Origin of the sequence: Azospirillum doebereinerae, from assembly GCF_003989665.1 — a bacterium.
Lineage (GTDB): Bacteria > Pseudomonadota > Alphaproteobacteria > Azospirillales > Azospirillaceae > Azospirillum > Azospirillum doebereinerae.
Map to the genome: position 1 here is coordinate 1 of NZ_RZIJ01000057.1, position 13,241 is coordinate 13,241.

Annotated in this window: 4 protein-coding genes and 1 pseudogene; 3 read left to right on the plus strand and 2 right to left on the minus strand. The window is 68.7% G+C overall.

The features are described 5' to 3' along the window. Positions 1 to 461 precede the first annotated feature (461 nt). Positions 462 to 2,630, minus strand: a complete 2,169-nt coding sequence (locus tag EJ913_RS30800; RefSeq protein ID WP_185910031.1) for an O-linked N-acetylglucosamine transferase, SPINDLY family protein — start codon at positions 2,628 to 2,630, stop codon at positions 462 to 464. A 622-nt stretch (positions 2,631 to 3,252) separates the two neighbouring features. On the opposite strand from EJ913_RS30800, the gene EJ913_RS30825 reads away from it, so the two are divergent. Next, positions 3,253 to 10,344, plus strand: coding sequence for an Ig-like domain-containing protein (locus tag EJ913_RS30825; protein WP_185910032.1), 7,092 nt, complete (start codon positions 3,253 to 3,255; stop codon positions 10,342 to 10,344). A gap of 190 nt (positions 10,345 to 10,534) precedes the next feature. Then, positions 10,535 to 10,903: pseudogene (locus EJ913_RS30830) on the plus strand (IS6 family transposase); the annotation flags it as partial. Positions 10,904 to 11,005: 102 nt separating this feature from the next. Here the strand turns inward: EJ913_RS30830 and EJ913_RS30835 are convergent. Next, positions 11,006 to 11,659: an IS630 family transposase gene (locus tag EJ913_RS30835; RefSeq protein ID WP_127005163.1), complete on the minus strand. Its 654-nt coding sequence runs from the start codon at positions 11,657 to 11,659 to the stop codon at positions 11,006 to 11,008. Between the two features lie 143 nt (positions 11,660 to 11,802). Between EJ913_RS30835 and EJ913_RS30840 the strand changes: the two genes are divergently transcribed. Next, entirely contained in the window at positions 11,803 to 13,092 is a 1,290-nt protein-coding gene (locus EJ913_RS30840; protein ID WP_244939568.1) for an IS256 family transposase, read from the plus strand. Positions 13,093 to 13,241: the final 149 nt, after the last annotated feature.

Genomic DNA, 13,241 nt, shown 5'->3' on the forward strand with positions numbered 1-13,241 from the left:
CCTCTACACACCAGACGAGTGCTGGAATTATCTCAGGCACGCCGGGTACGCGTCAGATTAAACGCTCGAAGCTCTAGTGTTGCGCCGGCTCTGAACCAGCGCGTCGAGAGCGAGGCCGTCCTGATCTACAACCCGTCAGAGGTAATGTTTGCGGCCGCCGATGGTTAGGACGAACTCGTCGAGGTGCCACTTGCCGCCCCGGCACGGCGCCCGGCGTCGCAACCGGTTGGCGATCTCAGGCCCAAATTTCCAGGCCCATTGGCGCACCGTCTCGTAGCTTACCGTGATCCCCCGCGCCGCCAGCAGATCCTCAACCGTCCACAGGCTGAGCGGAAAGCGGAAATACCGCCAGACCGCCGTCGCGATGATCGGGGCGCGTCGTCATGCCGTCCCATACCCCGCACTGCCGGCCCCGGCAACTGGGGCGACAAGCTGATAATGCCGGTTCGCATGGCCAGGAATCAGGAACCCCGGGCGGCGCACCAGCGCCGCCAGACGGCTCGGTAGAGGCGTTCCATCTGGCGGGCCTTGAGCGGCCCGTCGCACAGGGGGGAGGCCCTGACCTGCGCCCGCAACCCCGACCGCATCGCCGACAGCCGTGGCAGGTCGGCGGCCAGCCGGGCGGCGATCGCCACATACTCGTCCTTGTCGCCCGCGATCAGGTCGGTCATCTCCAAGGTCTTCAGCATGGCGGCCGACCAGCGGCTGACCATGGTGCCGCGCGGCAGCGTCACCACCGGCACCCCCATCCACAGCGCCTCGAAGGTCGTCGTCGAACCGCAGAAGGGGAAGGGGTCGAGCGCGACGTCGATGCGGTCGTAGAGCGCCAAGTGCGACACCATCCGGTCGACCGAGGCCATCAATTGGACCCGGCGGGTGTCGACGCCGGCGGCGGCCAGCCGCGACAGGGTGCGGTCGCGCAGGTCCGGACTCTCGTACCGGTCGAGGTATTTCAGAACCAGCCGCGCCGTCGGCAGACGGTCGAGCAGCCGCGCCCAGAGGTCGAGGACCTCCCCCGTCACCTTGGCCGGGTTGTTGAAGGAGCCGAAGGTCGGCGCCCCCGTGACCGCCATCGGCGGCGGCATGGGGTCCGGCGCGTGGCGCAGCGGCGTGGTGATGTAGAAGCTCGGCAGGCGGAGGATGCGTTCCGTGAAGCGCTCGGCGCTGTCCCGTGGGCAGAGGGCGGCATCGGCGACGAGATAGTCCATCACCTCCATGCCGCTGGTGGCGACGTCGTGGAAGCTGATCTGGACCGGCGCCGGGCGGCGGGCGCAGACCAGCGGCCGGTTGCCGTCGAAGCGGCCGGCCAGGCTCACCAGAATGTCGATGCCGTCGGCCCGGATGCGGTCGGCGATGGCGTCGTCGCTGATGTCGGCCACCGGGCGCCAGTGGTCGGCGTGGTGCTGGAAGCTTGCGGTGATGCTGTCCGAAATCGTGGAACAGGCGTAGCAGAAGACCTCGACCGCGCGGTGGTCATGGGCCGACAGCACCGGCAGCAGGTTGCGTGCGACGGCGTGATTGCGGAAATCATAGGACAGGTAGCCGATGCGCAGCCGGCGGTTCGGATCGGGGAGGTTGCCGTGCGGTTTGGCCTCGGCGTGGTGGGGGCGGGCGAAGCGGTCCCCATGCCGCCGGTGCTCCGCGAAGACCATTGCGGGATCGTGGGACTGGTAGGCAAGGTTGAGCAGGAGGTTGCGCATGGCGACCTCGGAATCCGGATCGACCTCCAGGGCGCGCTCGCACCATGCCCTGGATCGGTCGGGATCGCCCCGGGCGCTGTCGACGCCGCACAGGCTGATGAGGATGTCGGGGGGGCAGGACGGCTGGTTGGCGAGCCTGAGGTAGCAGGCCTCGGCCTCGATCATCCGCCCTTGGGAAGACAGGATCCGGCCCAGCAGGCCGTGGAATTCCGTGGTCTCCGGCCAACGGAGCAGGCCCCGCCGGAGAGCGGCCTCCGCCTCCCGCCTCCGCCCCAGCGTTTCCAGGGCGCCCGCCAGGGCGCCGTGATGGGCGGCCTCGTCCATTCCCAGGGCGAGCGCGGCCTCGTAATGGGGAACGGCGTCCGCGTGGCGGTCGAGCTTGACCAGGGTGTTGGCGAGGTTGATCCGAGCCTTGGAATGGTCCGGGCGCAGGGCGATGGCGTTGCGGTAGGCTACTGCCGCATCCTCGAGCCGGTCAAGGGATCGCAGGGCGACGCCCTGGTTGAACCAAGCCTCCGGAAAATCGGGCCGCAGGGCGATGGCCTGACGGTAGCGGGCCGCCGCCTCCGCCGGCCGGCCCGTGGTCCGCAGCAGGTTGCCCAGGTTGTAATGGATTTCCGCGGAGTCCACCGGGGCGATCGCGATCGCGCGGGCGTAGCCGGCGGCGGCGTCCTCCGTCCGTTCGAGCCCTTTCAGGGCCGCGCCGAGATGGGCGTAGACGTCCATCAGGCCGGGCTGCGCGGCCACCATCCGCCGGATCCGGTCGAGCGCGGCGGCCGGCCCATCGGTCTTTCCGGCGATCCGGCACAGGCGCAGCAGGGCGTCGGGCTGGTCCGGCCACAGGCTCAGGATCGCCGAGCAGTGCTGGCGAGCATCGCTCCAGCGCCCCGCCGCCAGCAGACCGTCGACCTGGACGAGCGCCTGTTCCAAGGAGAGGGGCGTCCGGAACAGACGAGTTTCGGCATTGCTCATGCTGGCCATTGCCTAAGGGTGTGTCGGTAGTGGAGTGAATGCTGTTCAGGAGAACAATAATAAATAAAAGTTAACACAATCTTAGCGCTAATATTTCTCCGCCGCCGCATCCTTATTCCTGATGCTTGGCTTTTTCCTGTCGGCAGACCTGCTCAGGAGCGGCGGCGGCCAAGGGAGTTGCAGTTCTCCGTATAGAATATTTACAAAAAGGCAGCAAGCAACCTAATATTGAATATTGTCGCAATACACTGCACCTTAAAATTTTATGAGGAGATAAAAAGACTCCGAATCAAGAAAATCCTCACGGCATCGCTTTCTCAAGCCATGAGGTTGCAATAATTGACAATATTATCCAAGAAAACAATCATACGCTATAACCATTTTTTATTTATGGCTGAATTCAGTAAAGATTTATTAGTCTCCTCCCTGTCAACGTGTCAAAAGGACAGTCAAGGTTTGCAGAAAGAAAAAAGCGGCCATGGGTGATCTGACGGGTTGGCGGGTGAAACATTCGCGTGCCGGCCAACCGGCGAAACGCAAGGCCGTTTCCAATCGGATCATCGCTCTCGAACCGCGTTTCATGTTCGACGCCGCCGGTGCGGCGACGGGCGAGGCAGCCGCCCATCCGGACGTGCCCTTTCCCCAGGCGGATCATGCGCAACCGGGCGCCGACCCCGCCTTTCTGGAGGCCTTGGCGCAAGCGGTTCCGGCGGCGGCGGCCCTTCCCGACACCGCTCCGGCCCGCGCGGCGGACGCGCCCGCCGCCGCTCCGCCCGTCGGGGACATGGTGCCCGCCACGGCGCCCCCCACCGTGTCCGCATCCGACGGGGCCGGGCGCCACGAGGTGATGTTCGTCGATCCCACCGTCGCGGATTACCAGACGCTGGTCGATGGCGCCCGTCCGGGGGTCGAGGTGGTGGTGCTCGATCCGTCGCGCGACGGGCTGGTGCAGATGGCCGAGTATCTGGAGGGCCGCTCGGGCATCGACAGCGTCCAGATCATGGCCCACGGCTCGGCCGGGCGCTTCGCCCTGGGGGCCGTCGACGTCAACGCCGACACGCTGCGAACCCACGGCGCGGAGCTGGCGATCATCGGCCGGGCGCTGACCGAGCACGGCGACCTCCTGATCTACGCCTGCAACACCGGCGCCGGCATCGACGGCCAGGGCTTCGTTATCGATCTGGCGAGGGCGACCGGCGCCGACGTGGCGGCGTCCAGCGACAACACCGGCGCCGCCGCGCTCGGCGGCAACTGGGTGCTGGAAACGCGGGCCGGAACCATCGAATCGACGGTCGCGCTGACCGCCCGGGCCCAGGACCGCTACACCGCGCTGATGACGGCGACCTTCACCCAGCTGACCGGAAGCGCCAACACGGTCTCGGCGCTGGGCACCGTGACGTCCAAAACCTTCATCGCCGCCGACTTCGACGGCGACGGCGACACCGACTTCATCTTCCGCAACAACTCCGCCAGCCCCACCGGCGTGGATTTCTGGCGCAACAGCGGCGGAGTCTTCACCAAATTCTCGGGCGCCGTTTCCGGCAACCCCTTTTCCGCCATCACCTGGAGCGGGCCCAATTCCGCGGTGCTCGCCGCCAACTTCTCCCCCTTCTCCATGCTGGCGGCCGACGTCGACGGCGACGGCGACATCGACGTCGTCAACATGGCGTCGGGAAGCGCGCGGGGCATCTGGCTCAACAACAGCGGGATCTTCGCCTACGCGACCAACAGTCCGACGCTGCCCACGGTCACCGCCAACACCCAGTCGTTGGCCGGCGACTTCGACGGCGACGGCGACATCGACGTCATCGTCCGCAACAATACCGGCGCGCCGACCGGGGTGAATTTCTGGCGCAACGACGGCGGCACCTTCACCCTGGTCTCGAGCAACGCCAGCAACAACCCCTTCTCCGCCGTCACCTTCGCCGCCCTGGCCGCCAACTTCGACGCGCGGTTCATGGCCGCGGGCGACGTCGACGGCGACGGCGACATCGACGTCATCAACATGACCGGCTCCGCCAACCCGGGCCGGGGAATCTGGCTGAACCACAACGGCGTCTTCTCGATCGTCAGCGCGGGCGGCCTTCCGGTGGCGACCACCAGCGGCCAGTTCGTGGCCGGCGATTTCGACGGCGACGGCGACACCGACATCGCGTTTCGCAACGCGTCCGGCACGGGCATCGATTTCTACCGCGCCAGCGGTGGCACCTTCAGTCTGGACACGTCGGCGAACCCCTTTTCCGCGATTGTTTTCTCGCCCTCGGGGGCCAACAACTTCAACGCCGACTCCATGACGGCGTTCGACATCGACGGCGACGGGGACCTGGACATCGTCAACCTCACCACGTCGGCCGCCGGAAGGGGCAGCTTCCGCAACGATCTGACGCCGCCGCAGCTCACCTCCGTGGTGATCGGCGGGGTGACGGTCAGCAACACGGACAACCCGACCGGCGCCGCCACCACGCCCACCATCACGCTCACCTTCAACAAGAGCATCCAGTCGGCCGGAACCGGCAAGATCTCCATCCGCGAATACGGCACCGGCACCCTGGTGGGAAGCGCCGTCACCGGCACCGACACCGCCAAGGTTTCCGGCGTCGGTTCCGGCTCCACCATCACCATCACGCCGGGCGTCACGCTGAGCGCCAGCACCCGGTACTACCTACAGATCGACAAGGGCGCCTTTTTCGACAGCGACGGCGCCACGCTGGGCCGCGTCGATGTGATCAACAACACGACGATGGGGCTGACCGGCAAGACCCTGTTCGATTTCACAACGATCAGCAACACGACGCCGACGCTGGACCTGAACACCGGCACCGGCGGCACCGGCAACACGGTGACGCTGGCCGGTGCCGCGAGCGGCTTGGCGGACGCCACCGCCATCGCCGCCGATGCGGAGAACGACGGCGCCAACTGGAACGGCGCGACGCTGACCGTGAAGCGCACGGCCACCGCCGGCACGGCGAACGGCGCCTGGTCGTCGGATGTGTTCGGCTTCACCGGGGCGTCCGGCATCACCATCGACAGCGGCGACCTGAAGAGCGGCTCCACCACCATCGGCACGGTGACGAACAGCGGCGGCGCGCTGACCATCGCCTTCAACGGCAGCGCAACCACCGCCCTGGTCAACAGCGTCGTCCGGGGCGTCACCTACGGCAACAGCGCGCCGGCCGGCAACGCGACCATCGCCTTCGCCCTGACCGACGGATCCGGCGGCAGCACCAGCGCCGACGTGACGGTGACGAGCTCCACCATCCACGTCACCAGCACGACCGACAGCACCGCGATCGACGCCACCGACGGGGTCAGCTTCTCCGAGGCGGTGGCGATCGCCAACGCCCAGTCCGGCGCCGACACGCTGGTCCTGGGCAGCGGCTTCACCGGCGCCATGACCCTGGCCGGGAACCTGACGGTTGGCGAGAGCCTGACGGTGAACGCCGACGCGGCCGGCGGCTGGACCGTCCAGGACGGCACCAGGACCATCACCCTCGATTCCGGGGTCACCCTGACCGTCACCAACAGCGGCGGAACGGTGACGATCGGGGCCGGGCTCGCCGGGGCGGGTTCGCTGACCAAGACGGGCGCCGGCACGCTGGCCCTGTCGGGCTCCGGCAGCTATGCCGGCACCACCACCGTGTCGGCGGGGACGCTGCTGGTCAACGGCACGCTGGACCCCTCCGGCAACGTCTCGGTGGCGTCGGGGGCGACGCTGGGGGGCACCGGCACTGTCTTCTCCTCCGGCTCCAAGCAGGTGACCATCCTCGATGGCGCGACCCTGGCGCCGGGCGTGGCGGGGACCAACAACGGCATCGGCACGCTGACGATCAACGGCAACCTGCGGATCAACGGCGGGCTGGCGATCGAAATCGGCGGCAGCGGGGGGGTGGCCGGCACCGACTACGACCAGGTGGCGGTCAACGGCACCGTCAGCCTGAACGGCGGCTCCCTCACGGTCAGCCGGGTCAACGGCTACACGGCGACCGATGGAACGGTCTTCCGGATCATCGACAACGACAGCACCGATACGGTCGGCGGCTCGCCCGCCACCTTCGGCGGCATCGCCGAGGGCACCGACACCACGTTGGGCGGCGACCTCTACACCGTCCGCTACGCGGGCGGGACCGGCAACGACGTGACGCTGAGCGCGGTGGTGAACCCGACCGTGTCGTCGGTGTCGGCGACGACCGCCAACGGCGCTTACAGGGCGGGCGACACCGTCGCGATCACCGTCACCTTCAGCCGGTCGGTGACGGTGACGGGCACGCCGACCCTGGCGCTCGGCAACAACGGCCGGACGGCGGCCTACGGTTCCGGCTCGGGCGGGACCACGCTGACCTTCACCTACACCGTGCAGGCGGGCGACGGCTCGGCCGACCTCGACTATCTCTCGACCTCTGCGCTGGCGCTGAACGGCGGCACGATCAACGACAGCGGCAGCGGGCTGGCGGCGGTCCTGACGCTGGCGCCGCCGGGGGCCGCCAATTCGTTGGGGGCCAACAGGAACATCGTCATCGACACCATCGGGCCGGCGGTGGTTTCGGTTGCGGCGCCGGCCAACGGCACCTACGGCGCCGGCCGGACGATGGACTTCGTCGTCACCTTCAACGAGACGGTCTCGGTTGACGGCGTGCCGACCCTGCCGATCACGCTCGACAATGGCCAAGTGGTGCAGGCGACCTACCTGTCGGGCGCGGGCGGCACGGCGCTGACCTTCCGCTACACCGTGGGCAGCGGCGCGCTGGACACCGACGGCATCGCGTTCGGCACCGCGCTGGGCGGCGGCACGGTCAGGGACACGGCCGGCAACAACGCGACGGCAACGCTGAACGGGGTTGCCGCCACGAGCGGCGTGCGGATCGACGGCGCCGCCCCGATGGTGACGGCGGTGACCTCCTCCACCGCCAACGGCGCCTACACCACCGGCGACACCATCACCCTCCAAGTCAGCTTCTCCGAGGCGGTGACGGTGACGGGCACGCCGACGCTGGCGCTCGACACCGGACGGACGGCGGTCTACAGCGGCGGCTCGGGCGGCGGCACGCTGACCTTCACCTACACGGTGCAGGCCGGCGACACCAGCGCCGACCTCGACGCCCTGGGCAGCGGGGCGCTGGCGGGAGGGATCGCCGACGCGGCCGGCAACGGCGCGGTGCTGACCCTGCCGGGCGGCCCGAACTCGCTGGGCGCCGGCAAGGACATCGTCATCGACACCAGGACGCCGGAGGTCGTGGGCGTCACCGTCCCGAACGACGGGATCTACGGCACCGGCAAGACCCTGAGCGTCTTCGTGAGCGTGAGCGAGAGGGTGACGGTCGCCGGCGGCACGCCGACGATCGCGCTCGACATCGGCGGGGTGCCGCGCCAGGCGGTCTACAACGCGGCGGGCAGCGCCGGCACGGTCCTGCGCTTCGACTATGTCGTGCAGGCGGGCGACACCGATGCCGACGGCATCGCCATCGGCGCGCTGTCGCTGAACGGCGCCACCATCGCCGACGCGGCCCGCAACCCGCTTCCGGCGACCCTGGCCAACGTGCCGGGCACCCAGGGCGTGCGGATCGACACGGTCCCCCCCGCCGCGCCCTCGGCGCCGGTGCTGGCGCCCGGCTCGGACAGCGGGGCCTCGGCGAGCGACCTCGTGACCAACGTCACCCGGCCGACCCTGACCGGCACGGCGGAGGCCGGCTCGACCGTCACCGTCCTGGTCGACGGGGTCGCGCGCGGCACGGCGACGGCCGGCGCCAACGGCGCCTGGAGCCTCACCCTGTCCACGCCGCTTGCCGAGGGCGCGCGGACGATCACGACGACGGCGACCGATGCGGCGGGCAACAGCGGCCCGGCCTCGTCGGCGCTGGTGGTGACGATCGACGCCACGCCGCCGGTGCTGTCCATCCCGACGCTCGCCGCCGGATCCGACAACGGGATTTCGACGACCGACCGCGTCATCAGCGTGACACGGCCGACGCTGACCGGCATGGCGGACCCGAACGGCACGGTCACCGTGCTGATCGACGGCGCGGCGGCCGGCACGGCGACGGCGGGGAGGGACGGGGTGTGGATCTTCACCGTCGCCGACGCCCTGGCCGACGGCGACCACGGCGTGCAGGCGATCGCGACCGACAGGGCCGGCAACACCGGCCGGTCGGCGAACCAGACCATCACCATCCGCACCGCGCCCCCCGCCACGCCGCCGACGCCTCTGCTGTCCGCCGGATCCGACAGCGGGGCGTCCCCGGGCGACGCGCTGACCAACGTGACCCGGCCGACGCTGTCCGGCACGGCGGAACCGAACGGCACCGTCACCCTCTTCATCGACGGCGCGGTGGCCGGCACCGCGCGGACCGACGCCAACGGCGCCTGGAGCCTGACGCTCGCCACCGCCCTGTCGGACGGCACGCACCGCATCCAGGTCGGGGTGACCGACGTGGTCGGCAACAGCGGCGCGCAATGGTCCGGAACGCTGGTCGTCACGGTGGACGGCCAAGCGCCGGTGATCGCCGCCGGACTCTCGGCCACCAGCCTGGGTGGCGGGACGACCGTGGCGATCGGCGCCGAAGTGACGCTGTCCGACGCCAGTCCGCTGGATCGGGTGACCGTCACCCTGACCGACGCGCGTGGCGGCGACGAGCTGGTGATCGGCGCGTTGCCGGGCGGCATCGCGGCAACCCGCGACGGAGGCCGGGTGGTTCTGTCGGGCGTGGCGTCGGTCGCCGACTATCAGGCGGCGCTACGCGCGGTCGGGCTGCGCTCGACCGTCGCGGATCCGGCTTTCGGCGGCATGGCGCCGAGCCGGTCGATCACCGTTTCCGCCCGCGACGCGGCCGGAAACGAGAGCGGGGTCGCGACGGTGACGGTCCCGGTGGTCAGCGCGGTGACGGCCGTGACGCCGTCCGTTGCGACGAACACCGGAACGAATTCCATACCGCTGACGATCTCCGGCAATGGCCCGTCCACCAACACCGCCACGTCGTCCGGCTTGAGCGGCGGCCTGTCCAGCGCGCCGTCGCTGCCGGGCGATGCCGCGTCGCCGGGCAGCGACACCGGCCGCTTGGTGACGCTGGGCAGCCTCGGCGGCGGCGTGTCGAGCGGCGACACCGGCCGTTCGGTGACGCTGGGCAGCCTCGGCGGCGACACGTCGAGCGGCGACACCGGCCGCGCGGTCACGCTGAGCAGCCTCGGCGGCCGTCCCGGCGACGATTCCAGCAGCAGCGCCAGCGGCCTGTCGGGCGGCGCCGGCTCGGGTGCCAGCTTTGGCAGTGGTTTCGGCGGCTTGGGGACCGGCTCCGGCCTCGTCACGGGGCTGGGCACCGGTGTTGGCATGGGAGCGAGCCGCCCGTTCGGCGCCCCCCCTGACCAGCGGCTGCCGGCCCAAGGTACGGGGCTAGGCAGCAATCGCCCCGACAGCCCGCCACCAAGTGAACCGAACGTCACACCCAACGCCGGTCAGGCCGGCAATCCGGATGGCGAGCGAGGCGAGACCAGCACTCCCCCGGACGGAAACGCGCAGCAAACGCAAGGCTCCGGCACTGGCGGCCGTGCCGAGGCCCCCACAATCCGCTTCGCCCCCGGCTTTGCCCATCAGGTTGCCTGCATCCAGGGTGGTCCGGCCAGTGCCTCGGCGCTGTTGGCGGCGCTCGCCAACCATGTCCTGCCCGGCAGCCGGGCCGTATGATCCGAGGTGAGGTGATGTCTTGGACGGCCTTTCACCGGGAAACGGTGTCAAGCTGGCTCCGTCGAAGAAACCACCTTACAGGAGCGGCTGATGACGATTGGTCTGGATCGGGCAAAGAATGTCTTCCAGGCATCGTCAAGTTGGCGGTGGACAAATCGCCGGAGCCGGCGAAGGCGGGTTATGGATCAGCATGACGACACCCGCCGACCGCCGCTATGCTGGTTACCGTTACCCCGCCGAGGTCACCGCGACGGCGGTCTGGCTATACTTCCGCTTCCCCCTGAGCCTGCGGATGGTCGAGGAGATGCTGGCAGCGCGCGGCATCCTCGTCAGCTACGAGACGGTGCGGCAGTGGGGCTTGAAGTTCGGCCGCGACTTCGCTGACCAGTTGCGCCAGCGTGCTCCCCAACGCGGCGACAAGTGGCACCGCGATGAAGTCGTCCTGACCATCGCGGGCAAGAAGCATCTCTGGCGGGTCGTCGACCGCAATGGCTTCGTACTCGACGTGCCGGTACAGAGCCGGCGCGATGCCAAGGCGGCAAAGCGGTTGCTCTGCAAGGAACCATAAATTTTACAGGTTACTTATTGATTTTGTTGAGAAATCTGGAACCATAAAGTGTCTCGCTGGAATCATAAAATGGTTCCTAGAGCGGATTTCGGATCAGTTTAGATTCGGGTATCCACAGAGCTTGAACCACGCTTTGGCGTCCTTGGCTGTGATGGCGTCGAGAGCCGGGCCGAGTTCGCGGTCGAGGGCATCGACGGTGCGGGCTTCTTTGGTCCGCAAGATGCTTTTGAGCTTGGACCAGCCCGGCTCGATGGGCGAGAGGTCGGGCGAGTAGTGCGGCAGGAAGCAGACGGCCACGCCAGCGGCCTCGAAGGTGGCCAGGACGTCGGCGCGCTTGTGAGCCGACAGATTGTCCATGACGACCACGGCGTCGGGCTTGTCCCGGCGCAACACCGGCAGGAGCACCTGTTCGACGAAGGCCAGAAACACGGCGGCGGAGGTCGAGGCCTCGATGCTCATCGCCGCCAGCCTGCCCTCGGCGCTCAAGGCGCCGAGCACCGTGACGCGATGCCAGGACCCGCACGGCACCGAGCCCAAGGCCCGCTCACCGCGCGGTGCCCGGGCGTGGCTGGGCGTCATCTGGGTGTTGATCCCGGTCTCGTCGAGAAAGACCAGGCGTGCCGCATCGTGCAGCACCGGGGCGTCCCGGTACGCGGCGCGCTCGGCGGCGATGTCCGCGCGGTCCTGCTCGCTGGCCCTCAGCGTCTTTTTTTGCGCGCCAAGCCCAGGCGCTTCAAGGTCCGGCACAGCACCGCCGGGCTCAGCGTGATGCCGGTGCGCGCCGCCAGCCGCTCGCGATAGTGCACCAGCGTGGCATTGTTGTCGTCCCGCACCAAGGCGCGCAGCGCGCTCAGGCCATCACCGTCCAGCCGGGCCGGGACGCCGCCCGCGTGCGGTTTGGCACTCCGACGCCCCTCCAGCCGCGCCGCCCGGACCCAGTTTTACGCGCAGGCGCGGCTGATCTGGAAGCGCCGGGCCAGCAACTCGGGGCTGCCTTCGTGACGCTCATAAGCTTGCAGAACGCGTTCCCGCTGGGTGCTTTCCGCCGAAATATGCACCTCACGTTGCCGGACGGCCGTGACCGGGTTGTGCGGCACGGCCATGGCCCGGAACGGAGCATCCAGACCGGCATCGGGCCGGTCGCGATGCGGCGCGCCAAGGTGCGCGACCGGGGCGGCGAGGAGGATGGCGAGCGGATCCGTTTCACTTCGGCGATCCTGCCGCGCTGGGCGCGGCGGACCAAGAGCCTGGACGCCCTGCTGCCGGTGCTTTACCTGCGCGGCGTCTCCACCGGCGACTTCCAGGAGGCGCTGAGCGCTTTGCTCGGCAAGGACGCGCCGAACCTGTCGCCTTCGGTGATCGGCAGGCTGAAGGAAGAATGGGCGGACGACTATGCGCGGTGGCAAAAGCGCGATCTGTCTGCGCGGCGCTGCGTTTACCTCTGGGCCGACGGCGTCTACCTCCAGGCCGGCCTGGAACCGGCGGCCGCGTGCATGCTGGTGATCATCGGCGCCACCCCGGAGGGCCGCAAGGAACTGGTCGGCTTCCAGGTCGGCGTGCGCGAAAGCGCGCAGAGCTGGCGTGAACTGCTGGTCGACGCCCAGGCGCGTGGCCTGACCGTCGCCCCGGAACTCGCCATCGCCGATGGGGCACTGGGCTTCTGGAAAGCGCTGGAGGAGATTTTCCCCACCACCCGCCACCAGCGCTGCTGGGTGCACAAAACCGCCAACGTCCTGAACAAAGTGGCCAAGACGGTGCAGCCGACGATGAAGCAGGACTTGCGGGAAATCTGGATGGCGCCGGACCGCGAATCGGCGCAGGTTGCCATGGACGTCTTCGTGAAGAAGTACGCCACCAAATACGCCAAGGCGGTCAAGTGCCTGACCAAGGACCGCGACGCGCTGCTCGCCTTCTACGACTTTCCGGCCGAGCATTGGGAGCACATCCGGACCAGCAATCCCATCGAGAGCGTCTTCGCCACCGTCCGCCACCGGACCGTCCGCACCAAGGGGGCGCTGTCGCAGGACACCGCCAAGCTGATGGTCTTCAAGCTCATCACCGCCGCCGCGAAAACCTGGCGTCGCCTCCAGGGCGAAAAGCAGTTGCCCAAGATCATCCGCGGCGTCACATTCCGCGACGGCCTCGAGGTCACCGAAGCCGCATCACAGAACGCCGCCTGATCACACCGTCACCCATTTCCCCGCATAGCTCTCAGAACCCCACGCCGATCCACAGCCTGATCGGAAAACGCTCTAGAGCTTCGAGCGTTTAATCTGACGCGTACCCGGCGTGCCTGAGATAATTCCAGCACTCGTCTGGTGTGTAGAGG

Excerpts from the sequence above, each read along its gene's own strand:
- EJ913_RS30825 (WP_185910032.1), top strand. The coding sequence starts at position 3,253 with ATGTTCGACGCCGCCGGTGCGGCGACGGGCGAGGCAGCCGCCCATCCG.